The sequence below is a fragment of the Streptomyces sp. NPDC042201 genome, assembly GCF_055582185.1.
Window position 1 is genome coordinate 267,073 of sequence record NZ_JBVJDS010000002.1, and the last position, 22,313, is coordinate 289,385.

Below are 22,313 nucleotides of genomic sequence, written 5' to 3' on the forward strand. Positions count from 1 at the left end.
CGCTGCGGCGGAAGAACCCGTACCGCTACAGTCCGCGCCATGACAGCGGAGTCGACGGATTCATGGGCGGGTTGGTACCGGGACCGCCAGGGGGCGGAAGCGATCACCCTCACTGCCGGCGGGCAGCAAGTACGCACCCGAATAAGAGGGGTTGAGTACCAGGGGGCGGATTTCGAGGGCCTGGAGCCGGTGGGGGCGGGGGAGGCTCTGGCGTCCTGCGTCATGGAGTGGGACATCCCGATGCCCGTCAGCGCGGACGGCACGGTCCAGCAGGCCACGCTCAGCTGTCTGCTGGCCCTCGGTGAGCGGTCGGGCGGGGGCCCGGTCGGGCGGGCGGAGCTGAGCCTGACGCTGCACTGCGGCGGCGCCGCCTACGCGTCGGGAATCGCGGGAGGCGGCTTCGAGGAGGCGCTCGGCCGCATCGCGCGCCAGCTGCCGACCGACACGGAGCTGGAGGGCAGGCCGCTGGTGGGCGCGTCCTGACGCCGTGAGGCGCGCGGGGACGCCGCCGCTCAGGGCTAGGCCCTGTCTGACACATAGCGCCGTCCGCCCGGAGGGCGGGGCTCGCGGGGTCTGGTGCGTGCAATCGCAAGGCGGAGGATCATCCTCGTACTGGACGTACTTGGATGACTCCGACAACGCAGCGAGTGCGCGTGCCAGGCGCCGTGAGCCAGACGGGATGTGTCAGACAGGGCCTAGGACACCCGGGCCCCGGCGGGCCGGCAGCGTCGGCCCCGGCCCGGGGCCTTCGCCCCTCACGCGTCCGGCTGCTCCACCGACTCCTCTATCCAGCCGATGTCCATCGCCGGATGATCGTCATGGAGGACGAACTCCTCCTCGATGTCGACCGGTTGGAACCCGGCCGCGTCGAGTCCGTCGAGCAGCGCGTCCAGCCGGGCGCGTGCGGCCGGCCTGCCGACGCCCCGGGCGCGCTGGGTCACAAAGCGCTCCTGGACCCCGCCGGACAGCACCCGGCGGGCGTTGCGCGAGACATGCGCGGTGTGCTGCTCCGCGACGGCGGCCAGCCGTTTCGCGTCGTACGGGATGGGCAGCCGCAGTTTGATGTGGTGCTCGAAATGGCAGTGCGCGGGAAGCGTCGCGGCCTCGGCGTCGGTCTGCGGCACGCCGTCGTTCCAGGGCGCCGCCTCGATCTTCGTCCGTACGACGGCGAATCCTGCCTCCGCGAGGCGTTCGGCGCACTGCTCCGCGGCGCGGCGCTGTCCGTCGAGGGTGCCCGTACCCCGCAGGGTGAGCATCGGCTGCGACGGGGTACGGCCGCGGTCCAGGACGATATGGGTGAGCTTGAGCCCCTGGGCGGCGGCCCAGTCGCCGAGCGACGCGACCGTGTCCGCGCGGTCGGCCCGTACCGTCAGATGTGTCTCGAAATCGCCCTCGATGGTCCGGCCGAGATCGCGCCGGGGCGACGCGCCGATCTCCGTACTGAAGTCCACCGAGAGACGTTACCAAGGGGGACAGGGCGAGGGGCGCCCCGTCGTGCGATGACGGGGCGCCCCTGCCGGACCGCTGTGGTGCGTGTGCTCTTCGTGCCTGTGCTCTTCGTGCGTGTGTTCTCCGTACGAGAGGTCAGAAGACCCCGGGGTTCAGGAGACCTTGGCCAGCGCGGCCGCGATGCCGTTCGCCCACAGGGCGTTGACCTGGGCGGCCTCCTGCGCGTTCGGCTGGCTGTTCTGGCAGGACGTGCCAGGACCGCCGCCGGACATCAGCTCGCTGCACGGACCGGTGTAGTGGTCCGGGAGGCCGAGCACGTGGCCCGTCTCGTGCGCGGTGACCCGCGTCGAGTTGTACTGCTGGTTCTGCGCGTAGTCCAGGAAGATGTAGCCCTGGCCGTGACCGTTGGTGCTCGCGTACGAGCCACGCGAGTCGTTGCCCTCGTAGTACGCGAAGTCGGCGTTGCCGCCGGACTGCAGCTTCACGTTGGCGACGGAGCTGTTCCAGATGGACGTGCTGCTGGCTATCTGGCTGGCGAAGCTCGGCGCCTGGGAGGCGTCGTAGACGACCGTGACGGCCAGGGCGCCCGGGTTGGCGGCGCGCTTCTTGGCGACCGACTTCATGACGGCCTCGAAGAAGGCCTTGTTTCCGGCGGCCTCCGCCTTCGAGCCGTCGTAGGCGGCGTACGAGGTGGCAGCGGCGCTGGTGGGGGCAGCGCTGGTGCCGGCGGTGGCGGTGGGCGCGACAGTGAACGCGGTCGCAAATGCCAGGCCAATACCGCAAATTGCGGAAATCACCGTCTTGGGGTGTCGCATGTGGGGGGCTCCTACTCGTCCGCTGAACGGGTTCGGTACCGCAGAGTCTCTGGGAGTTCGCCCCGGGGCGGATGATGTCAGTGGCCGATAACACCAGCGCATCACCCTGGGCGACTTTCTTCGAATGCAAGCCAATTACTGCGATTTGCGGACCTGGTGCGGTTCAGAAGCCCGCTCTACTCTCGGGGCATGGAGCTGGAGGTGAGGCATCTGCGTGCCCTATGTGCCATTGCCGATACGGGAAGTCTGCATAAAGCGGCCCGACGGCTGGGGATGAGCCAGCCGTCCCTGACGACCCAGCTGCGGCGTATCGAGAACTCGCTGGGTGCGGAGCTTTTCACCCGCGAACGCACCGGCTGCCGGCCGACCCCGCTGGGGCGCTCGGTACTGAGCCGGGCCCGTTCGCTCGTCTCCGGCATGGACACGCTGGTCACCGAGGCGCGGGCGTCGGCCGACCGGGCCGGCGGGCCGCGGCTGCGGATCGGCTCCACGGCGAGCCGCGCGCTCGCCGGCTGGCTGCGCCGGCTCAGACGCAGACTGCCCGGCACGGACATCTCGCTTCATATGGACGTCTCCGCCAACGCGCTGCTGCGGTCGGTCGCCTCGGGCCAGCTCGATGTGGCCTTCGTGCACGAGGTCGAGGGCTGCCCGCTGATCGTGCCCGAAGGACTGGAGAGACGGGTACTGGTCGAGCGGGAACCGCAGTTCATCTCCATGGCCCGCGACCATCCGGCGGCCGCGAGCCCCGTCGTGGAACTCGCGGATCTCGCCGACGACCGCTGGATGATCGACCCGACGGTGGACGGCGAATGGGACGGGCTGCGCCGAGTGCTGGGCGCGGCGGGGCTCAACCCGCCTGTACTGCACGGGGATTACTCCACCGCGGCGTCACTGATAGCGGTCGGCGAGGCGGTCGCACCCTGCCAGCCGACCTCGGGCCCGCGCGACGACATCGTTTTCCGGCCGCTGCGCGACGATCCGCTGGCGGTGCGGCTGCTGCTGTTCTCGCGGCCGGGCGGGCGCGAGGACGGCGCCACGGTCCTTGACGGGTCGACGGGCGCGGAGGTGTACGGGGATCTGGAGGACGCGTACCGGGAGGCGGCCCTGCGGGCGGTCGACTACCGCCAGTGGCTGACGCGCCACAAGAGCCCGCTGCTGCACGCTCCGGCGGCCTGAGCGGGACGCGGCCCGGGGGTGCGCCCCGTGCCCGGCCCGTCAGGCCACGAGGCTCGTCAGACCGCGAGGCCCGTCACGCCACGACCCGGCCCCGGAGGATGATCCGGCTCGGGTGGGCGAGCGCCGCGGGATCCAGGGCCGGGTCGGAGTCGTACGCCACGAGGTCCGCCGGAGCGCCCTCGGTGAGCCCCGGAAGTCCCAGCCAGGCGCGGGCCGTCCAGGACGCGGCACCCAGGGCCGCTTCCGGGGGGAGCCCGGCGCGGGCGAGCCAGGCCGATTCGCCGGCGACCGTGCCGCACGGGTAGCTGTCGGTGCCGGCGAGGACCGTCACGCCCGCCTCGTACGCGGCCCGTACCGTACCGGGCATCGACTCCCAGCCGGTGATCCAGTTGTCGCGGCGGGCGCCGGGCTCGCTCGCGTAACGCCTCTCCGCGTCCGACGCGAAAACGCTCAGCGTGGGCACCAGCGCCGTACCCTGTGCGGCCATCCGGTCCAGCAGCTCCCGGTCGAGATGCATCCCGTGCTCCAGACTGTCCGCCCCGGCGAGCACGGCGTTGCGGCTGCCCTCCGCGGTCTGGCAGTGCACGGCGACCCTGCCGCCCGCCGTGTGGACGGCCCGTACGGTCTCGGTGAGCAGGTCCAGCGGTACGGCGGGCTCGTCCCACCGCCAGTCGCCGATCACCTTGCACCAGCCGGCGGCGGCCTCCTCGACGGCCGCGGCGGGCAGTTCGTCCTTACGGACGTCACGTCCCAGGCCCGGGAAGAACCGGCCGGGTGTCGCGAGCCAACGTCCGGCGGAGCGTACGCGGGGCAGCTCCTCGTCCTTGTCCACCCAGTCCGGCATGCGCGCGCCGGTGCCGGGCGTACGGACGAGCAGGACGCACCGTGTCGTCGAACGGTCCTCGGCCGATTCCCCCCGGGGTGGGTGCGCACATTGACCAGCCCCGGCAGCAACCAGCCGCCGTCGACGACGAGTTCGGCGCCGGGGAAGACGCGCGGACCGTGCTCACGGGGTGAAGGCGTCGACTCCGGTGAGTTCCGCCGACAGCTTCCACAACCGCGCGGCCCGGTCCGGATCGGCGGCCCACGCGCTCACGCCGCTGCCCAGGACTGTGCCCTCGGCGGCGGGCTCGGCGATGTCGCAGTCCTCGCAGTACACCCCGCCCATGCCGTCCAGTTGGGGAGAGGTCGCTGCCCACACCTGTGTGGCCGCGCCCTCCTCGGGCGTCTTCCAGCCGCTGTTCGTCGGACTGGCGCCGATGGTCTCCGTGAGCTCGGCCAGCTCTTCCTGGGACATGTAGCGGCCCAGCTGCGTGGCGATCGTGCCCGGGTGCAGCGAGAAGGCCCGTACCCCGGCGTCCCGCCCCAGCTCGTCCAGGCGCAGGGCGAACAAGGCGTTGGCCGTCTTCGCCTGTCCATAGGCCTGCCACTTGTCGTAGCCGTGCGCGAAGTGCACGTCGTCCCAGCGAATATCCGAGAGCTGGTGCCCGTTGGAAGAGACCGACACCACGCGCCCGCCCCCACGCTCGATCGCCGGCCACAGCCGGTTCACCAGCGCGTAGTGACCGAGATGATTGGTGGCGAACTGGGCCTCCCAGCCGGGGCCGACACGCGTTTCCGGGCTGGCCATGATCCCCGCATTGTTGATCATCAGATCGACAGCACGGCCCGAGGCGAGGAACCGTTCGGCCAGGGCCCGGCTCGCCAAGTCCGTCAGGTCCAGCTCCTCCACCTCCACGCCGTCGATTCCGCCAACCGCCTCCTGGGCGGTAGCGCGGCGTCGCGCGGGGACGACGACGTGCGCCCCCGCCCCGGCGAGCGCGCGCGTCGTCTCCAGGCCGAGTCCCGAATAGCCACCGGTCACGATCGCGAGTTGTCCGGACAGGTCGATATTCCGGAGTACGTCACTCGTGGTGCTGCGCGCTCCGAACCCGGAATTGATCTTGCGCTGTTGAGTGGTCATGCACCGAACCTACAGATTAGAGGGCACTCCAAGACAATCCCGGCCACGACTTCTCGCGGCCGGGATCGAGTGGTATTCCTGCTGTCTCGGACTCGACGGCGGCCGCGTGCTCGTGCCTTTCGGTGGCGAGGCGAGAAGGCCGTTGTGATGTCGCCGATCGGCAGGGGGAATGTGACGGAACAGGAAAGTGGCGGCCTTGAGGAACAGAGCCGCGACATGTCTCAGATGCGTCATCTGGCCGGAGAAGTGGAGAAGATCGCCGTCGAAGCCGGCATCGGCGCGCGCCGGGCGCAGCGGCGAGGGAAATTCTGGAACGCCACCCACCTGGTGCTGGGTTTCCCCGCTGCCGTACTCGCCGCGGTGTCCGGGGCCGCCGGCCTCGCCTCGCCCGATGCGCGGGTACCGGCTGCGGTTCTTGCCCTGCTCGCCGCGGGCTTCTCCGCCGGGGCGGCATTTCTCCGGGCCGAAGCGCGGCAGCTGGCCAACCTTCGCAGGCGGTACGCCTGGCAGGACGTGGAGGTCCGGGCCCGCCTCGCACTGGCGCGCGAGGCGTACATGACCGAGGAGGCGCTGTACGACGCGCTCTCCCGATTACTCGAACTACGGCGTGCCGTACCGTCCAGCGCGATTGTCCTGTCCGAACTGCCGGCCCCGCCCGCACAGGCGGAACCTCTTCAGAACGGCTGACGCGGCTCGCAGGCCGGTCCGTCCCGGACGGCGGTCCGCCGTCCGGGACCGGGACGGCGGCGGCCCGCCGACGGTGGTGCTTACGACGCCGACCGCACGGTCACATCGCCGCCTTCGCTGCGCGCCTTGATCTTGTGTGCGGAGGCGGCGTCGTTGGTGACCTTGACCGTGCGGCTGCCCCCGGCGGTGGTGGCGTCCACGGCGTACGAGCCGTCCGGCACGGTGACCGTCACATCGCCCCCGGCGGTGGAGGCGTCGATCGAATCGGGCGCCGCGGAGAACGCGACGGTCACGTCACCGCCTTCGGCGCTGATGCCCGTGTCGGCGGCCAGGCCGTCGCCGGTGATGGTGCCGCCGGCGGTCGAGATCTTCACCGCCAGGGTGCGGGGGATCTCGATGCGGTAGTCCACGTCGCAGCTCCCCGAGTCGCAGCCACTGTTGGTGAGCCGGAGCTCGCCGCTGGTGACGGAGTGCGCCGTCTTCGGCTTGTCGCCGTTGTCACTCCGCTCCTCGGTCACCTTGACGGTGCTCCGGTCGGAGGCGGTGATGTCGACGCTGCCGCCCTTGTTGTCGAGGGTGAGTAACGTGGCCTTCTCCGTGACCTCGTACGAGGAACTCGACGTGCTCTCGTCGCCCCCCTTGCCGGAGGACCCGCAGCCCACGAGCAGTACGGCGGCGGCGGTGGCGGCGGCGGTGCTGATCAGGTTCTTGTGGTTCATGGTCACGTCGCATTCCTTGTCGGAGTGAGGGTCCGGGCCCGGTCGCCAAGGACGTCAGGGCGACGGGGGGTAGGACGCCGAGCGGTACGGCCAGGTTGCCGTTCCGGTCACTACGGCCTCTACACCGGCTCGAAGGTCACCGTAGAAGGAAGCGTGTAGCCGAGCTCCGTGAGGCGCGCGGCCACCTCGGCCGGACGCCGCTTGTTCGCGGCGGCCGCCCGCAGAATGTGACTGAGGGACACAGGTGCGTCGGCGCGCAGCCATGGGCCGCCACTGCCGTTGCTGAGGCTGAGAAGATGCCAGTCGTCGCGACCTGCGGTGGGGGGTACGGGGGTGTTGCCCGGGAGGTGGTACCCGAACCCGGCGAGGTGCGCCGCCACCTCGGCGGGGCTGCGTCCGGTACGGGTGGCCGCGTTGAGGACATGCCCGAGCGGCAGCGGCTCCCCGGGCTCCAGCCACGGCGGCTCCCGGTCGAGATCGGCACTGAGGAGAAGGATGTCATCGGGCTTCGTGACATCCGGGATTACGGCGTTGGGTGACAGCCGGTAGCCGAGTCTCGTCAGATGCTCCGCGACTTCGGCCGGAGTCCGGCCGGTGGCCATGGCTTCTTCCAGCACATCACCCAGAGGCACGGGGCCGTTCGCGACCAGCCATGGACTTTCCCTGTCCAGATGGCGGTTGACGAGGAGGGTGTCGTTGGCGTTGGTGCGGTCGTCGAATACGGCGTCGGGTGAGAGCTGGTAGCCGAGTTCCACGAGGCGTTTGGCCACATCCGCCGGACTGCGTTCGGTGAAAGCCGCTGTCCCTAACACGTGACCGAGTGGTACCGGCTCGTCGATGACCAGCCAGGGGTTTGCCCGATCCAGGTTGCGGCTGAGGAGGAGGGCGTCGTCGGCTTCCGCATGGTCGTGGAACACCGCGTCGAGTGAGAGCAGGTAGCCGAGTTCCGTGAGCCGCTCGGCCACGTTCGCCGGACTGCCTCCGACCCCGGATGCCGCCCCTATGACGTGGCCGAGTGACACAGCCGTGTCCGCGGTCAGCCAGGGACTTCTGCCGTCCAGGTCGCGGCTGAGGATGAGGGCGTCGGTCGGTCGGGCATCGTCGGGGAGTACGGCGCCGAATGAGAGCTGATGGCCGAGTTCCGTGAGCCGCCCGGCCACATCGGCCGGGGTGCGTCCGCCGGTGTAGGCGACATCGAGAAGGTGACCGAGTGGCACGGGTCGGTCGTCGGCCAGCCAGGTCACGTCACTGCGCTGGTCAATTCTGAGCAGGGAGATGTCCCTGGTTTCCGCGCGGTCGTGAAACGCGGCAGAGGGGGAGAGGTGGTAGCCGAGTTCCGTGAGCCGCCCGGCCACATCGGCCGGGGTGCGTCCACTGTGTCGGGCAGCGCTGAGAACGTGGCCGAGTGGCACGGGCGGGTCGTCGGTCAGCCACGGCGGCTCGCCGTCCAGGTCGCGGCTGAGGATGAGAAGGTCCTCCGCTCGGGCCTTGTCGGGGAATACGGCGTGGGGAGAGAGCTGGTGGTCGAGTTCCGTGAGGCGCGCGGCCACGTCGGCCGGGGTGCGTCCGGTGGTACGGGCAACGCTCACAATGTGGCCGAGTGGCACCGGTTTGCCAGGGAGCAGCCAGGTGGGTCCGCGCCCTCGATAGGGATCGGTTGATTTACGAGCGGGCCTGTCGGTTGTGTTTTGCAGGAGGGCAGCGTCCGTGGGACGCGCCAGGGGGACAGCGTCAGGAGTCACCACCGAGACTCCGGGAAACGCTCCGGACTTGGCCCACGCCAGCAAACGCCATTCGGACAGCAGATCGGGAAACTCCGGGCCATTGCGGGAAGGGACCGGCCAGGCCGTCGAGGAGCGGGGCTCGAAGAGAGTGTCGTCGTTGGTAAAACACCCCACCGCGGTCACCATCGCCTCGTGTCCCCTGACGGTCCAGGGGCTGAGACGTGCCGTGATGGCCTGGGTGAACACTGCGTCGGCCAACCCCGGTCCGTGCTGGGCCAGACGGGACAGCCAGTTGTGGCTCAGCACCTTCGCGCCGTCCCTCAGCAGCGCGGGGATCTCCTGCCGCAGCAGGTCGGTGACATGGGTCTCGTCATGGCTCAGCGCCCGCCTGCGGTCCACGGTCAGCTGGGGCGCGTAACGGCCGGTGAGGCTGACCACGGCGCCGAAGAGCGGAATGCCCGCCCACACCCCGTCGGACAGCACCCCGCCGGGCCCGCTGCACCACCAGACGTCCGCTCGCGAGGTCGCGTCGACCTGGACGTCCTCCTCGCGCACGGCCTCCTCCGCGTGCGGATCCTCTGATCCGAGCGGAGCCACCGGGGAGAGGACCCCTGGGGACCAACTGAGCTTGTCGGCGGAGTCGGTCGCGGTCACGGCGTAGTCGGAGATCCACAGCAGACGCCGCAGCAGATCCGTACACGACGGAACCGTGTCCTGCGCCCGGAGGTAGAGGCGGACCGTGGTTCCCGCGTCGTGGCCACGGCCGAGGTCACGGATGTAGAAGAGGGCGCCCGGCCCGGCGATGTCCACCTGCAGGCGGCGGCCCGGATGACCGTCGGCGTCCAGCCGGCAGGTGGTCACCGTGATGTCGTCCGCGATCATGAAATAGCTGAGCACCCCGATACCGAACCGGCTGTTGGGGTGCAGGTGGATGCCCTCGGCCTGCCAGGCCGCCTGCTCTTCCACGTACTCGGGAAGGTCGGCGAAGCGCATGCCGGCGTGTGAGAAGACTTCGCGCAGCTCCCGCTCTCCCATACCGATGCCGTTGTCCGTGCAGTCGATATAGGCCCGGCCGTCCTCCTGCCCCTGGGTGAAGGTGATCCTGCCCGACCAGTCGGAGGGGTAGGTATACCGGCGTCGCAGGAAGTCGGTACGCGCCTCGCGGTAGCGACAGGCGTCCAGCGCGTTCTGGTAGAGCTCACGGATGGCCAGCGCGGGGTCACCGTAGAGCTGTTCGCCCATCAGGAGTTCCTGGATCCGGTCGTCCGCGAGACGGAAGCGGAGGTCGGTGGACTCGTACGCGGGCGTTCCGGCCGCGGTGGCCGCGGCCTGCACCTGGTCGGCGGTGGCGTGCACCGGAAGATCTTGCAGCGGAGCCAACTGCGGTTCTGCGGCGGCGTGTACGTCGATGGCGCCCAGAAGCGCGTCGAGAGAGGCGGCCTGCTGCTGAAGCGACAGCCCGACGGCCGGGTGCCGGCACGCGGCGTGCAGGACCCGGGTGCGCCCGCGCGGATCCCACCGGGCCGTTCTGAGGGTCTCGTGCAGCTCCGCGAGGTCCACGGCGTATCTGATCCCGAGGTGGTCCACCACCACGTCCGGCAGCATCGTCGGGTCGATCGCCAGCCGGTGGGCCACGGTCAGCAGGGCGACGAGGAGCTGCTCGCGGACGCGCTGTTCGACCGGCGTGGTGCCGGCCAGCTGGCTCACCGGCCGTGCCTTGCGCGGGTCGGGCGCCATCTGCAGGGCGCGCAGCAGCGGCAACAGGCGCTCCGCCCCGAAGACTTCGGCGATCAGCCGGCCGTCGGCGGTCGGCAGACCGCTCCCGAGGGAGGCCGCACCACAGGTCAGCTCCGTCAGGGTGTCGTCGCGGTGCTCGTGAGGCTGGAGGGCCAGCCAGCGGTGGAACAGCCACCATCCGATCCCCGAGGCCCCGGCGGTGTCACCTGTATCGGCGGCGCGCCCCGCGCGGCGTACCAGCCTGGACTGGCCGGCGAAGAACCGCTCGTAGCGTGCCCGCTCTTCGGACGGCTTCGCCGCCCGGGCGAGGTTCTCCGGCTCGACCGTCAGCGCCCGGGCGGCCGCGCGGTTCCGGTAGGCCGTACAGAGGAACGGGGTGACGGCCAGCAGAGCCGCCTCGGCCGGGGACAACGCCAGCTTCTCGGGATTGAGCACCTTGGAGAGCAGCCAGCTGAGCCGGTCGGTCATCCGCTCGGCGAACCCGACGGGACGCCAGGGATCGGCCTTCAGAAGACGGTCGTCCTTGTCGCTGGAGTGGCTGAGCCGGCCGACGAGCGCGGCGCTGGCCTCTTGGAGCGTCTGGGCGCCGGGACCGTCCTCCACCAGCTTCCATACGGGGTGTTCCCTGAGCAGCACCGACCAGATGTGCTGGTCGGGGTGTTCGCTGAGGCGCTCCGGCCGCTCGAAGACGACGAAGCTGTCGAGGTCGGTCTCGGTTCTCACCCGCACCTGCTGCCGCGGGCAGCCGTGCTCGGCGGTCAGCGCGTCGACGGCGCTCTGGAGCTGCTCCTTCACCTCATCGAGCGTGCCGGGGCCCATCTCGTCGGCCACCAGGCCGCTGAGCGCTCGGGAGAACAGACTGAAGGTGCTGGTCCCCGACGTGGTGTAGCGGGCACGCTCGCCGGGCGAGCACGCGTACACATGGCAGTACTGCCGCTCCCCGGTCTGCCGCACCTGCATCTGCGACCAGCCCGCGGTGTTGGAGGCGGCCATGTCCCGCAGGGTGATGCCCTCACGGCAGGCGTCGACGAAGACGACGACGTTTCCGGCACGGCTGCGCTCGACATAGCTGCCGAAGTCGAGGGACAGGCATCGGCGGCGGAAATCGTGGGAGCTGGTTCTCGCGCCGCGGGGCACCAGATAGTCGACATTGTTGTGGTGGATGCCATGCCCACTGAGATAGAGCAGCAGCGTCTCGCCGTCGCGGGCGTCCTGGAAGAAGCTCTCGACCGCCGAGTCGATGCTGTCGAGATCGGTCTCCTGGACGTCATGGGTGGCGACCTCGTACCCAGCAGCGTCCAGCGCTTCGGACAGCTCGGCGAGGTCGTCCTCGATGAACGGCAGGTCGTTGATGTCCTGGTCGCGGTAGTACGGCACACCGATCAGCAGGGCGCGAAACGATTCGCTCATGGCGCGATGCGGTCCGCTACGAGCCGAAGGTCAGCGTGATGGCGCCCTTGGCCGCCACCTGGGCCGAGGTGCCCACCAGAGCGATCCCTCCGCCGGCCGTCACCTCGAAGGAGACCTGGGCCTGCATGAGCGGCATTCCGCCCTCCGGCACCGTGATCTCGCCGATCACCTGCTGGAGACCGTTCACCGCGCGCTGGAGATTGTCCCGCAGCACCGCCACCGGGATGTCCCGGATGGATCCCTCCTCGCCGCCGCGGCGGAAGATCCCCTTGTCACCCGCGCTCGAACTCGGCGGCGCGGTGTCGTCGATCGACACCAGGAAGGACAAGGTTTGTACGGGCGGTACGGGTGCGGGCGGTACGGGCGGTACGGGCGCCTCGGTGTCGGTGCCGCTTTCCTGACTGCTCCGGAACATGGTCCCCCCAATGTGCCTGCGGTGCGGAAGCTGACACATCATAAGACCGCCCGGGGGCGGCGGCTGTCCGGCGTAACGGATCGGCGACGCGGGGGCGTCAACACGCGCCGCCGCCCGTACGGTGAACGGCACATTCCACACTTCCGGGGGGCCCTCGTGTCGAGTCCGTATCCGCCGCCGCACGGGCAGCGGCCCCAGTGGGGGCCACAGTCCCCGCCGCCGCAGCGGTGGGACCGTCCGGGCCCGGGATGGGGGCCGCCCCCGCCACCGCCGAAGAAGACCCCGGTCGCCCTGATCGTCACCTTGTCGGTGGCGGGCGCGCTGGTGCTGCTCGTGCTGCTCGGCGCGCTGGTCTCCGCCGCCGGGGACTCACCGTGGAAGGAGCGCTCCTCGCCGCCCACGCAGACGCCGCAGCGCGCCGAGCCGTCGGCCGAGGATGTGAAGGTCACGGGCTGCGAGGTGAACGGCCTGACGATGTGGCCAGCGGCCGACCTGGAGATAACGAACTCGACCGAGGCGAAGGCCAATTACGTCGTATCCGTGGAGTTCGTAGACGCTGCCGGCACCCGCCTCGGCGAGGGAATGGCCGCCACCAGCAACCTGGCGGCGGGCCAAACGGCCAAAGAAAAGGCCCAGGGACTCGACCAGGTCTCGGGCAAGGTCGCGTGCAAGGTGACAAAGGTAATGAGATACCCCTCCCGCTAGCCCCTGTCCGGCGCCCGGCTGCGTGACGCCTCCACCGCGCCGGCCCCGCCAGGCCGAGAATCACCGCATGTGATCGATGAGAGGACCACGTGAACACCCTCACCGGCACCCACATCCAGGCCGCCGACGCGACTGTGACCGTGCAGAGCAACGCCCGTGAGGTCACGGACTGGGCCCGGCGGTACTTCGGCCCCTGGTGGAACGCCGCCGACGTACCCACGCAGGGCATCTCCACCGGGCCGGTCGTCGCCGCCGATGTCGACGAGACCGCGTACGCGGAACTGGCGGGGCTGGTGAACGACGGGCGTGACCACGAGGACGTCTTCTTCGCCAAGGCCGCCACCCGCGTGGCCCATGACGGCGACGACCTGGTCGCCGTATCGCCCGAAGAGGGACTGGCCTACCGCTCCAACCCCGCGACCGGCCGGCTGACCCTCGCCGGGCGCCGGGCCGAGCCGGTGGCACTCGCGGCCGCCCGGCTCGCGCGGGAGAACATCCGCGGGCAACTCCTGGGCGACGGATGGGCCGTACTGCACTCCTCCGCCGTCGTCCGCGACAGCGACCGGGCGACCGTCCTCACCTTCGGCTCCAAGGGCGCCGGCAAAACCACCACCGCCCTGCTGCTCGCCCAGCGCGGATGGTCCCTGCTCGCCAACGACCGCGTCTTCGTACGGCCCACCGCCGACCGGATCGACGTACTGCCCTGGCCCTCCGCCGCCGCGCTGGGCCTCGGCCTGCTCGACGCCCTGGGCTGGTTCGACCTGGCCGGTGAGCGTCTCAAGGCCGGACAACACCTGCACCCCACCCAGCACCAGCAGGTCACCGACGCGCTGCTCGCCGGCCGTAGGCAACCGTTGTGGGAGCCTGACGGGAAGCGGGAGATGAAGGTGCAGGTCTTCCCCGACCAGTTCCCGGACTGGTTCGGCGTGCGGCTGGCCACCGGCGGAGAAGCCGCCACCCTGCTCTTCCCCCAGATCCAACCCGACGCCGTGCCTGGCATCGCCGACGGAGGTCGCACGCTGAGCGAACACGACTTCATGAGCGGAAAGACCGAGGACCGCTACCCCGACATCTTCGGCCTCTCCCGTGGCATTGACGGCGGCGGACGACCCGACGTCCGCGCGGCCGTGGCCGACCGCCTCGCCGCACTTCCACACCACTCCGTGACCCTCAACCACGACACCGCGGCCAGCGCGGAGTTCCTGCGGAAGCTCGCGTCTACGACGGGCCCGGCAAAGACGACCGCACCCGGCCCGGTGCGACGGTCTTGATTTGGTGTCCTGCGGACTGTGTGCGGACTGGCGCTAGACCGCGAGCGAACGGGGGGAGTCACATCTTCCGGACGGCTGCTGGTCTCACTTGTCAGCAGCTGGTCGGCGGCGGCCAGGGATCGGCCAAGGCAGGTCGTCGATTGTCATTCCATTTCCCCGATCTCCCGGAGGGGTTGCCTCCGACATGGCCCGCAGAGTTGATTTCGGAATATTACTAAAGAGCCCTTCTTCGCGGATAAGCCCGTCAGTGTTGGACATCGAAGGCCGGTCGTGCGTCGCAGGCTGGGGGAGGTGGATTCCTTGAAGTGGTGATTCCTTGGGGTGTTGGTATATGTACTTCCGAGCCCCCATGGCTGTTTCCTGGTTAATGCTTCGTGCAATCTTCGTCGATCCCGAAACGGTGAAGTCAGGGATCCCTGCACCCTCCCGGAGGTTTTTCGGTTGGATCGTGAGGGCGCAACGACGGCTGAGCGGAATCAAGAATAGGTCGGCCGTAAAAATGCCCACTCCCTGCCATGAGGGATAATCGGGGGCGACGGCAAGTGAAACTGGGTGATCGGATGTAATGATGGAGCGTAGGGTGAATTTGTAAAGCGTCCACTGGCAGTCGTTGAGGTAGGCAGAGGTGCTGGGTAGGAGATTCGTCAGCAACCGGATGTGGTCGTTAGCGTCGGCGGCCATGTCGGGTCCGCCTGGTTTGGTCAGGTCGCGCCACTCAATGTCCAGCTCCTCATCGGAAACAAGCCGTGCCTCGGCCTCCTGAATACGTGAGCGCAGCGCCTCTTTCCCGGAGACTCCGATGAGGAGTCGGATTATTTCGGCGTTGTGATTCTTCTGATTTTGTCGTATCTGCTCCGCTCTTAGGTGCTGCAGCGCAATCCACTTGGCGAAAGATTTCCGATGTTCGCCTTGGATCGGCCAAGTCCCGGAGAGGATATGCTTCAACGCTTCGGCGGCAGAGCCTTCGATTTTACTGAAGGCCTTCTCGAAGAAGTCCGACAAGGAGCCATCAGGAAGCGTTACCGTGTAGAAGTCCTTAATTACGCTCGCGTCGCCGGTCGAAAGAACGGGCGAGCGGTCGCCAGGAAGCGAAACTCGGCGAATTCTCCCCGCGTCGTCTGCGAAGCCGTTCAAGTAGAACCTGGAGACGGTGTGCTGTCGTCTAACTCGGTTGGTCAAGCCTTCCCCTGGGTCTAGTTAAGTGAAGTGAATGGGAGGTGGGATGTGAGTGAGGATCGTGCCACACCTACGAGAGTGAGACCGGGGGACGAACCCACTGCCTTCGCTAACACACGCTTGGGATCTGTCTACTGGGAGCGCTCGATCTGGATGGCGAGGGCGCCGAGGGCCTCCTTTTCGGGGCCGTAGATCGTGCGGATGTTGGCGAGTTGCTGGTCGCGGGGGGTGGTCGGGTTGACGTTGGACGGGCCTTCGCCGTCGAGGAGGGCCTCGAAGTCGGGGTACTCGGTGACGCGGAGGACTTCGACGTCGCAGGTCTCGTCGGTGCCCTTGATGCGGAAGCGGATGGTGTCGCCGGCGGCGAGGTCGGCGAGGTGCGGGTACTTGACCCGCACCTCGATGGTCTTGGTGCCCGCGGCGACGAGCTCGAAGTACTGGCGGTAGAGGTTGAGCTCGCGGACGCGGGCGGTCGTGTCGGTCATCGGGAGTGAACGCTCCTGGGGGACGGTTCGGTCATCAGGCGGCCGATCTCGGCGGCCGAGTACGAGCGGAAGAAGTGGCGGGGGTCGGAGAGCAGGATCTCGGCCATGGCGAGCAGCTGGTCGGCGTACTGGGTGACAGTGCCAGGCCACTGCCGGGTGTCGAGCATCCAGGGGGCGGCTCCCTCGGGCAATGGGGCGTGTCCTTCTCGTATGAGGGATTTCGACAGTTTGGCACCGGTGTCGGTCACGACCTGGGGGCAGAACAGCCGGGCCGGGAGCTGGGCGCGGGTGAGGCCCACGGCCTGGAGGGCCTCGTCCACGAGGTGGGAGCCGAAGACCCAGTCGCCGCCCTTGACCATGACGTGGAGGGTGTTGGTGGCGGTGGTCAGGGTGAGTTCCTTGACCAGGTTGCGGTACAGGGTGGCCAGGTCCAGGTATGCGTCGGCGGTGGGCGTGATGTTGACCTCGTACGAGCCGTGGTGGAGGCAGACGGCGGATACTGCTGCCGACTCGGGGGCGGCGAGGTGGGCTCGGGTGTGTTCGGCGTGCTTCTCGGCCCAGCCGCATCCGGGGTGCGGGCAGGGGACGCGGAGGTGCGGGGTGCCGGTGGAGGGGGCGAGCCACCAGCGGGCGGCGTCGAGGCGGGGGAGGAGGCGGAGCCAGGTGCGGCGGTAGTGCTCGCCGGCTTGCTGCTGGGTGTACGTCTCGATGCGGTGCGGGATACCCAGTCGTCGGGACAGGGTGGTGAAGAGGGGTTGGTAGAGGGCGGAGACGAGGTCGTTCAGGGCCTGTTCTCCGATGGCTTGGGCGTAGGCGCGCTGGTAGCTGTGGCCACTGGCCGGGTCTGTGGCCAGTTCGTACGGGGCGTTGTCGAGGGCGCTGAAGAGCACCTCGGTTGGGAGGTCGAAGCGGTCGCGCAGCCGGGCCGCCATGGCGAAGGCCAGGGACTGCACGAGCGAGGTGCCGATGTGCGGGGCGCCGTTGATCTGGGTGCCGACGACCAGCACAATCCGCTCGGGCGGGCTGGCGAGGATACGCGGGGTCAGTACGTCCTCGGCGTGGAGGAGGGCGTTGGCGAGGACGGTGTTCGGCGAGACGGGGTGCGTGGTCATGTGATGTCCCCTTGGGGTCCGGTACCGCGGGGCGGCATAGGTGCGGCCCCGCTCTCGTCGCGGTCGAATGCGGCCCAGACGCACTTTCCGGGGCCCGTCCGCTCCTTCACGCCCCAGTTGTCGGCAGTCGTCGAGACGATCAGCAGGCCGCGGCCGTCGACAGCGGACTCCTCGGGAACGCGCTGGGTCGGGGTGTCGTCGCCAGCGTCGTGGACCTCGATGCGTAACTGGTCATCGAGGGAGTCGACACGCACGAGGATCAGGCGCCCCACCGGCGCCCCGTGAAGCACGGCGTTGGTGACGAGCTCTGACGTGCACGGTCGCATGTCGTCGAGGCGGCTGGTCTCGTTCCACTCGGTCAGCGTGGCGACAACGAAATTGCGAGCGGTGCGCGGCGTGGTCCGGCGGCGTGGGAAGAGCATGGTGCGGTGCCGGCCAGCGGCCGGAAGAAGTTCCGGCCGGGGGTCTGTCGCCTCGGTGGCGAGTCTGCTTGCCATGGCCAACAGCAAAGCGTCTTAACTCATTTGGGTCGGGAGCCAGAATGGGGGCCAACGCCGGGGCCACTATGGGGGCCAGAGGTCACGTGTTTCTGGGGGACGGCATGGGCGACACCGGGATCGGCGCCTTGCTCGTCCGGTTGCGCACCGAGCGCGGCTGGAGCCAGCAGAGGGTCGCCGACGAGTACAACGTCCTGGAGGGGCGCTCAGCGAAGACCGGCAAGGAGATCGGGCGGTACGAGCGCGAAGCACGGATCCCGATTCCCTACGCTCGGAAGCACTTGGCGCAGGTCTTCGGTATCGATGTCGTGTTGCTCGACCAGGCTGTCGCCATCAGCAAGAGGCGGCGGGACGGAGCCGGCGCTGCCAAGGTCGAGATCGGGGTGTCTGCGCCGTCGCCCGAGGACTCCCGGATTCATGGAGATCCACTGTCGGAGGACGCGGTGCGGTCGGCCGAGTTCGTCCGGTTCATCGCGCAGCGCAACGCTGACGAACTTGTCATCGAGCAACTGGAGGCGGACGTCGGCCGGCTCGCCCGCACGTACGTCAGCCACCCGCTGATGGAGCAGTACGTGGAGATCAAGCGCTTACGAGACGGGGTGTTCGAGCTGCTGCGCGGGCGCCAACACCCCCGGCAGACCACCGATCTCTACCTCTCCGCCGCTCGCCTCTGCGGCCTGTGCGCGCACGTCTGCCTCGACCTCGGCGCTTACGACTCCGCCGCCACCCATGCCCGCACTGCACGCGCCTGCGCCGAGGCGGCCGGGCACGAGGGGATGCTGGCCTGGGTACGCGCCGTGGAGTCACTGATCGCTTATTGGACCGGACGGTACGAGCAGGCGGCCCAGCTGGCTCAGGTCGGCCGGCGGCACAGGGCGAGTGGCAGCATCTGCGCTCGCCTGGCGAGTCTGGAGGCACGGGCGTTGGCGATAGCCGGCGACTCGGCAGGCGCGCTAGCCGCCCTGTCGGACGCCGAACGCTCCCGTGAGGCGATCTCAGGTCGGGACGAGGTGCCGGGAATCTTCGACTTCCCAGCCGCCAAGCAGTTTGCTTACGCGGGAACGACCCTCTTGGCCGTGGGCGGGCAGGAGCACGTTCAGCGGGCCATCGTCAGCGCGGAGACGGCGATTCGCCTCTATCGCGGCGCGGACGGGGACGATCAGTCCGTCGGTGACCTGTTCGCCGCGCACCTCGACCTCGCTCGCGGACACTTGCTCCTTGGCGACCTGGACGGTACCGAGGAGATGCTCGGCTTCGTCCTCGGGGCCTCGCCGGAGCGCATGTCGGCCAGTATCGTGCGCCGGCTCACCGCTCTCGGGCGGGAGCTGGGAGGGCCGCAGTACGGTGGTGCCACGCAGGCGGTGCACCTGCGTGAACGACTCCAGCACACGGCCGTCCGTGCGTCCCTGCCCGCCGCCCACCCAACGGAGTTGCCGACGTGACCGACCTGTCCGCTGCCCACGATGCCGCCGTCACCGACCGGACCCGTTTGGTGGGCAGCGCCTACAACGGAGACCGGGATCTGGCCGCCCGGCAGTCGCTCTACAGGTGGCAGACACCCCGGTACGACCTCCCCGGCATCGTCGCCGAGCGGCTGGGCGACGTACGCGGGCGGGTCGTCGACATCGGCTGCGGCAACGGCAAGTTCATCCAGCGACTCCGCGACGACCGGCCCGATCTGACCTTGCTCGGCCTCGACATCGCCCCCGGCATCCTTGCCGGCGTCCCAGGCCCAGTCGCCGTGGCAGACGCCACCCGCCTGCCGCTGGCCACCGAGAGTGTCGATGCCGCCCTGGCGCTGCACATGCTTTATCACGTCTCCGACATCGCCCAAGCGGTCAGGGAGCTTTCCCGCGTCGTTGCCCGTGATGGGCTGGTGATCGCCTCCACCAACAGCGACCGGGACAAGGCGGAACTCGACGACCTCTGGCAGCGGGCCGCCGGCGATGTCCTCGGCATCGACCATGGTCCCGCCCGGATCTCGCTCAGCGCCCGCTTCTCCCTGGAGAAGGCCCCGGCCTTTCTGGGCGAGGAGTTCGGGCGGGTGGAGACGATGGAACTGCCCGGCACGATCACGGTCGACGATCCTGAGCCGGTCATCGCGCACATGGCCTCCTACAGGGCCTGGGCGGACCAGCACGACGTGCCCTTCGATGCCACGATCGAGAGGGCCCGCACCATCCTCGTCGATCACATCGCCCAGCACGGGGCCTTCGAGATCACGTGCCTCGGAGGCGTCCTCGTCTGCCGTCGCTGAGAGCTGTGACTCGGCTAGCGTTATCGACCGCGTTCCGTAGGCCGATCGCTCACCGTCGTGGGCAATGGCTGCGGTGTGGGCGTGACGGCGTGTCGGTACGGGCGCTTCGCCTGCGCGCTTCCCATGCTCGCCTGGACGGCGATCCGCCTGAGCGGCAAGCAGGTCCAGCTTGTCTTCGGGCGCGTGGCCGCCGTGCCGTCATCACGCTGCGGACCCATGCACACCTTTGCCGGGCGAAGACGACCGCACCCGGTCCGGCAGGGGCTCCGGGTGGGGAGGTCTGCGGGCCGGGTGCGGGCGGGTGGGCGCTGCGGGGGATGTGACCGCAGGTCAGGCCTTCTTGGTCTCCCAGAAGATCTTGTCGATCTGGGCGATGTAGTCCAGAGCCTTCTGGCCCGTCGCCGGGTCCTTCGAGCCCTTCGCGGTCGACAGCGCCTTCAGGGTGTCGTTGACCAGCTGGTGCAGCTCGGGGTACTTCTCGAAGTGCGGCGGCTTGAAGTAGTCGCTCCACAGCACTGAGACATGGTGCTTGGCGAGCTCGGCGCGCTGCTCCTTGATGACTGTCGCGCGCGCCTGGAAGTGGGCGTCGTCGTTGCCCTGCATCTTCTCCTGGACGGCCTTGACCGACTCGGCCTCGATGCGGGCCTGAGCGGGGTCGTAGACACCGCAGGGGAGGTCGCAGTGAGCGCTGACCTTCACCTTGGGGGCAAACAGGCGGGAAAGCATGGAGCTGTCCTTCCTCGTGATCGTCTTCTCAGGTGGGACATTACTCCGTGAGAAGCCTGTTTTCGCGAGTGCCCCCTAGGGCTTAGGACAAAAGTCCGGGGTGAATATGGGACTGGTGGCGGAACGTACCGTGAGACCGGGAGGTGCCGGATGACGGAGCACGGGCGGGAGCCCGGAGCGCGGCTGGGGATCGCTGAGGTGAGGGGTCCGTCCATGTATCCGACGCTCAAACATGGCGATCAGCTGCTGGTGCAGTACCGGGCTCCGGTGAAGGCGGGCGATGTGGCGGTGCTGAAGCATCCGTTGCAGCAGGACCTGCTCATCGTGAAGCGGCTGGTGGAGCGGCGCGACGGGGGGTGGTGGGTGCTCGGGGACAATCCGGGGGCCGAGGGGGACAGCCGGGTGTTCGGCGCCGTGCCCGAGGAACTGCTGCTGGGGCGGGTCAGGGCCCGGTACCGGCCGCTCGGCGATCAGCGGTCGGCGCGCGCGGTGGTCTCGTGGCTGGTGTCGGCGCTGCGTCCGGTGCGGGCCGAGCGCTCGGTCTCCAGGCGTTTGCGGGCCCGGTAGGCGGCGACATTGGCGCGGGTCGCGCAGCGGTCCGAGCAGTAGCGCCGGGAGCGGTTGGTGGAGGTGTCGAGGTAGGCGTTTCGGCACGGCGCCGCCTGGCACAGGCCGAGCCGGTCGACGCCGTGCTCCGTCAGATGGAACGCGAGGCCCATCGCGGCGGTCGCGGCGTATCCCGCCGTCGCGTTGGAGGGGTGGTCCGCGAGGTGCAGGTGCCAGCGCGGATGGCCTTCGTCGTCGAGGAAGTCATGGCCGGAGATCTGCGGGCTGACCGGGAACTCCAGCAGCAGGGAGTTGAGCAGGTCCACCGCCTGGGTGGCCTCGCCCGAGTCGGCGGCGGTGAAGACCGCGCGCAGCCTGGCCCGTACCGACCGGAAGCGGGTGACATCCGCGTCGGTGGCGCGGCGTGCCGCCTGGGAGCTTGCGCCGAAGAGGGCACGGACGGCCTCGACCGAGGTCAGGGTGTCCGTGCCGCGGGCCGGTTCCTCGGTGTTGACCAGGCGTACGGCAGAGTCCGAGTAAGAGGCCAATTCCACTTGTAGTCCTTACGGCAGCGGTCTAGAGTCGACGTAATAGCTGATCGTGCTTCTAGGGTATTACGGAGGAGGGGTTCCATGTCGGAGACCGGGACCGGTACGGCGGCCGGCACCGACTGGCGGGCCTGGCAGGAGAGCTGGGACCGCCAGCAGGAGTGGTACATGCCGGACCGCGAGGAGCGCTTCCGGGTGATGCTGGACATGGTTGAGGCCGTGGCCGGCCCCGAGCCGCGGGTGCTGGATCTCGCGTGCGGTACGGGGAGCATCACGGACCGGCTGTTCCGCCGGTTTCCCGGCGCCACCAGCACCGGCGTGGACCTCGATCCGGCCCTTCTCGCCATCGCCCGCGGGTATTTCGCCGGGGACGAGCGCGTGAGCTTCGTGACCGCCGACCTGAAGGACCCGGGCTGGGTGGAGCGGCTGCCGTACACCTCGTACGACGCCGTGCTCACCGCCACCGCCCTGCACTGGCTGCACAGCGAGCCGCTGACGGCGCTGTACGGACAGCTCGCCGGGCTGGTCAGGGACGGGGGCGTCTTCATGAACGCCGACCACATGAAGGACGGGAGCACCCCACGCATCAACGCGGTCGAGCGCGCCCACCGGCACGCCGCCATGGACCGCGCCAAGGCCGCCGGCGCTCTCGACTGGGCGGACTGGTGGGATCTGGCGGGCAAGGATCCGGTCCTCGCCGGGCCGACCGCCGAGCGCTTCGCGATCTATGGCGAACACGCCGACGGCGACACGCCGTCCGTGGACTGGCACGCGCGGACGCTGCGCGAGGCCGGCTTCGGCGAGGCGCGGGCAGTCTGGTCCTCGCCCTCCGACTCCGTCGTCCTCGCGTTGAAGTAAGCACCTGAGCAAGCACTGAAGCGAGCGTTGAAGTAAG

General features: G+C 69.3%; 21 protein-coding genes and 1 pseudogene. 9 read left to right on the top strand and 13 right to left on the bottom strand.

What is annotated here, in order from left to right; genetic code table 11:
- Positions 1-39 precede the first annotated feature (39 nt).
- Positions 40-483, top strand: a complete 444-nt coding sequence (locus ACZ6MZ_RS05115) for a DUF6304 family protein (RefSeq protein ID WP_389677480.1) — start codon at positions 40-42, stop codon at positions 481-483.
- A gap of 272 nt (positions 484-755) precedes the next feature.
- On the opposite strand, the gene ACZ6MZ_RS05120 is transcribed toward ACZ6MZ_RS05115, so the two are convergent.
- Both ACZ6MZ_RS05120 and snpA read right to left on the bottom strand, forming a co-directional pair.
- Positions 756-1,451: a hypothetical protein gene (locus ACZ6MZ_RS05120; protein WP_469349895.1), complete on the bottom strand. Its 696-nt coding sequence runs from the start codon at positions 1,449-1,451 to the stop codon at positions 756-758.
- Positions 1,452-1,601: 150 nt separating this feature from the next.
- On the bottom strand, positions 1,602-2,264 hold the full coding sequence (gene snpA, locus ACZ6MZ_RS05125) for a snapalysin (RefSeq protein WP_469349897.1): 663 nt from the start codon (positions 2,262-2,264) through the stop codon (positions 1,602-1,604).
- Between the two features lie 189 nt (positions 2,265-2,453).
- Here snpA and ACZ6MZ_RS05130 point away from each other — a divergent pair, with 189 nt between their 5' ends.
- Positions 2,454-3,440: a LysR family transcriptional regulator gene (locus ACZ6MZ_RS05130; RefSeq protein WP_469349899.1), complete on the top strand. Its 987-nt coding sequence runs from the start codon at positions 2,454-2,456 to the stop codon at positions 3,438-3,440.
- A gap of 73 nt (positions 3,441-3,513) precedes the next feature.
- On the opposite strand, the pseudogene ACZ6MZ_RS05135 reads toward ACZ6MZ_RS05130, so the two are convergent.
- A pseudogene (locus tag ACZ6MZ_RS05135) lies at positions 3,514-4,418 on the bottom strand (amidohydrolase family protein); the annotation flags it as partial.
- A gap of 28 nt (positions 4,419-4,446) precedes the next feature.
- Positions 4,447-5,403, bottom strand: coding sequence for an SDR family NAD(P)-dependent oxidoreductase (locus tag ACZ6MZ_RS05140; RefSeq protein WP_469349901.1), 957 nt, complete (start codon positions 5,401-5,403; stop codon positions 4,447-4,449).
- A 216-nt stretch (positions 5,404-5,619) separates the two neighbouring features.
- Between ACZ6MZ_RS05140 and ACZ6MZ_RS05145 the strand changes: the two genes are divergently transcribed.
- Entirely contained in the window at positions 5,620-6,090 is a 471-nt protein-coding gene (locus ACZ6MZ_RS05145) for a hypothetical protein (protein WP_469349903.1), read from the top strand.
- Between the two features lie 80 nt (positions 6,091-6,170).
- Here the strand turns inward: ACZ6MZ_RS05145 and ACZ6MZ_RS05150 are convergent, their stop codons facing one another.
- The 3 genes from ACZ6MZ_RS05150 to ACZ6MZ_RS05160 all read right to left on the bottom strand — a co-directional run bounded on the left by ACZ6MZ_RS05150 (position 6,171) and on the right by ACZ6MZ_RS05160 (position 12,095).
- Positions 6,171-6,809: a DUF4097 family beta strand repeat-containing protein gene (locus ACZ6MZ_RS05150; protein ID WP_469350378.1), complete on the bottom strand. Its 639-nt coding sequence runs from the start codon at positions 6,807-6,809 to the stop codon at positions 6,171-6,173.
- Between the two features lie 119 nt (positions 6,810-6,928).
- Positions 6,929-11,680, bottom strand: a complete 4,752-nt coding sequence (locus ACZ6MZ_RS05155) for a wHTH domain-containing protein (RefSeq protein WP_469349905.1) — start codon at positions 11,678-11,680, stop codon at positions 6,929-6,931.
- A 16-nt stretch (positions 11,681-11,696) separates the two neighbouring features.
- Entirely contained in the window at positions 11,697-12,095 is a 399-nt protein-coding gene (locus ACZ6MZ_RS05160; RefSeq protein WP_469349907.1) for a Pepco domain-containing protein, read from the bottom strand.
- Positions 12,096-12,251: 156 nt separating this feature from the next.
- Here ACZ6MZ_RS05160 and ACZ6MZ_RS05165 point away from each other — a divergent pair, with 156 nt between their 5' ends.
- Together ACZ6MZ_RS05165 and ACZ6MZ_RS05170 are read left to right on the top strand one after the other, a co-directional pair.
- Positions 12,252-12,800 carry an FxLYD domain-containing protein gene (locus ACZ6MZ_RS05165; RefSeq protein ID WP_469349910.1) on the top strand — a complete coding sequence of 183 codons (549 nt, stop codon included), beginning with the start codon at positions 12,252-12,254 and terminating at the stop codon, positions 12,798-12,800.
- An 89-nt stretch (positions 12,801-12,889) separates the two neighbouring features.
- Positions 12,890-14,071: a hypothetical protein gene (locus ACZ6MZ_RS05170; RefSeq protein WP_469349912.1), complete on the top strand. Its 1,182-nt coding sequence runs from the start codon at positions 12,890-12,892 to the stop codon at positions 14,069-14,071.
- Positions 14,072-14,155: 84 nt separating this feature from the next.
- Here ACZ6MZ_RS05170 and ACZ6MZ_RS05175 read toward each other — a convergent pair whose 3' ends face one another.
- From ACZ6MZ_RS05175 to ACZ6MZ_RS05190, 4 genes are all read right to left on the bottom strand, one after another.
- Entirely contained in the window at positions 14,156-15,250 is a 1,095-nt protein-coding gene (locus ACZ6MZ_RS05175) for a DUF4238 domain-containing protein (RefSeq protein ID WP_469349914.1), read from the bottom strand.
- Between the two features lie 128 nt (positions 15,251-15,378).
- Complete coding sequence (locus ACZ6MZ_RS05180) at positions 15,379-15,732, bottom strand: ASCH domain-containing protein (protein WP_469349916.1); 354 nt, start codon at positions 15,730-15,732, stop codon at positions 15,379-15,381.
- A complete protein-coding gene (locus ACZ6MZ_RS05185) occupies positions 15,729-16,844 on the bottom strand; it encodes a hypothetical protein (protein ID WP_469349918.1) in 1,116 nt (371 codons plus the stop codon). The genes ACZ6MZ_RS05180 and ACZ6MZ_RS05185 overlap by 4 nt, the downstream gene beginning before the upstream one ends.
- Positions 16,841-17,341 (bottom strand): ATP-binding protein, encoded by a 501-nt coding sequence (locus ACZ6MZ_RS05190; RefSeq protein WP_469349920.1) that lies wholly within the window; start codon positions 17,339-17,341, stop codon positions 16,841-16,843. Before ACZ6MZ_RS05190 ends, ACZ6MZ_RS05185 begins: the two co-directional genes overlap by 4 nt.
- A gap of 44 nt (positions 17,342-17,385) precedes the next feature.
- On the opposite strand from ACZ6MZ_RS05190, the gene ACZ6MZ_RS05195 reads away from it, so the two are divergent.
- Together ACZ6MZ_RS05195 and ACZ6MZ_RS05200 are read left to right on the top strand one after the other, a co-directional pair.
- Positions 17,386-18,783 (top strand): helix-turn-helix domain-containing protein, encoded by a 1,398-nt coding sequence (locus tag ACZ6MZ_RS05195; RefSeq protein WP_469349922.1) that lies wholly within the window; start codon positions 17,386-17,388, stop codon positions 18,781-18,783.
- Positions 18,780-19,598, top strand: a complete 819-nt coding sequence (locus ACZ6MZ_RS05200) for a class I SAM-dependent methyltransferase (RefSeq protein ID WP_469349924.1) — start codon at positions 18,780-18,782, stop codon at positions 19,596-19,598. Before ACZ6MZ_RS05195 ends, ACZ6MZ_RS05200 begins: the two co-directional genes overlap by 4 nt.
- Positions 19,599-19,928: 330 nt before the next feature.
- Here the strand turns inward: ACZ6MZ_RS05200 and sodN are convergent, their stop codons facing one another.
- A complete protein-coding gene (gene sodN, locus ACZ6MZ_RS05205) occupies positions 19,929-20,324 on the bottom strand; it encodes a superoxide dismutase, Ni (RefSeq protein ID WP_030352782.1) in 396 nt (131 codons plus the stop codon).
- Between the two features lie 150 nt (positions 20,325-20,474).
- Between sodN and sodX the strand changes: the two genes are divergently transcribed.
- Entirely contained in the window at positions 20,475-20,891 is a 417-nt protein-coding gene (gene sodX / locus ACZ6MZ_RS05210; protein WP_384184157.1) for a nickel-type superoxide dismutase maturation protease, read from the top strand.
- Here the strand turns inward: sodX and ACZ6MZ_RS05215 are convergent.
- Entirely contained in the window at positions 20,795-21,424 is a 630-nt protein-coding gene (locus ACZ6MZ_RS05215; protein WP_384184160.1) for a CGNR zinc finger domain-containing protein, read from the bottom strand. The genes sodX and ACZ6MZ_RS05215 overlap by 97 nt on opposite strands.
- Before the next feature lie 78 nt (positions 21,425-21,502).
- Between ACZ6MZ_RS05215 and ACZ6MZ_RS05220 the strand changes: the two genes are divergently transcribed.
- A complete protein-coding gene (locus ACZ6MZ_RS05220; RefSeq protein WP_469349926.1) occupies positions 21,503-22,276 on the top strand; it encodes a class I SAM-dependent methyltransferase in 774 nt (257 codons plus the stop codon).
- Positions 22,277-22,313 lie beyond the last annotated feature (37 nt).

What these genes read in the sequence shown, in the direction of transcription:
- snpA (WP_469349897.1), bottom strand. Translation starts at nt 2,264, where the DNA reads ATGCGACACCCCAAGACGGTGATTTCCGCAATTTGCGGTATTGGCCTG.
- ACZ6MZ_RS05130 (WP_469349899.1), top strand. Translation starts at nt 2,454, where the DNA reads ATGGAGCTGGAGGTGAGGCATCTGCGTGCCCTATGTGCCATTGCCGAT.
- ACZ6MZ_RS05115 (WP_389677480.1), top strand. Translation starts at nt 40, where the DNA reads ATGACAGCGGAGTCGACGGATTCATGGGCGGGTTGGTACCGGGACCGC.
- ACZ6MZ_RS05220 (WP_469349926.1), top strand. Translation starts at nt 21,503, where the DNA reads ATGTCGGAGACCGGGACCGGTACGGCGGCCGGCACCGACTGGCGGGCC.
- ACZ6MZ_RS05140 (WP_469349901.1), bottom strand. Translation starts at nt 5,403, where the DNA reads ATGACCACTCAACAGCGCAAGATCAATTCCGGGTTCGGAGCGCGCAGC.
- ACZ6MZ_RS05160 (WP_469349907.1), bottom strand. Translation starts at nt 12,095, where the DNA reads ATGTTCCGGAGCAGTCAGGAAAGCGGCACCGACACCGAGGCGCCCGTA.
- ACZ6MZ_RS05145 (WP_469349903.1), top strand. Translation starts at nt 5,620, where the DNA reads ATGTCTCAGATGCGTCATCTGGCCGGAGAAGTGGAGAAGATCGCCGTC.
- sodX (WP_384184157.1), top strand. Translation starts at nt 20,475, where the DNA reads ATGACGGAGCACGGGCGGGAGCCCGGAGCGCGGCTGGGGATCGCTGAG.
- ACZ6MZ_RS05180 (WP_469349916.1), bottom strand. Translation starts at nt 15,732, where the DNA reads ATGACCGACACGACCGCCCGCGTCCGCGAGCTCAACCTCTACCGCCAG.
- ACZ6MZ_RS05185 (WP_469349918.1), bottom strand. Translation starts at nt 16,844, where the DNA reads ATGACCACGCACCCCGTCTCGCCGAACACCGTCCTCGCCAACGCCCTC.
- ACZ6MZ_RS05195 (WP_469349922.1), top strand. Translation starts at nt 17,386, where the DNA reads ATGGGGGCCAACGCCGGGGCCACTATGGGGGCCAGAGGTCACGTGTTT.
- ACZ6MZ_RS05155 (WP_469349905.1), bottom strand. Translation starts at nt 11,680, where the DNA reads ATGAGCGAATCGTTTCGCGCCCTGCTGATCGGTGTGCCGTACTACCGC.
- sodN (WP_030352782.1), bottom strand. Translation starts at nt 20,324, where the DNA reads ATGCTTTCCCGCCTGTTTGCCCCCAAGGTGAAGGTCAGCGCTCACTGC.
- ACZ6MZ_RS05190 (WP_469349920.1), bottom strand. Translation starts at nt 17,341, where the DNA reads ATGGCAAGCAGACTCGCCACCGAGGCGACAGACCCCCGGCCGGAACTT.
- ACZ6MZ_RS05150 (WP_469350378.1), bottom strand. Translation starts at nt 6,809, where the DNA reads ATGAACCACAAGAACCTGATCAGCACCGCCGCCGCCACCGCCGCCGCC.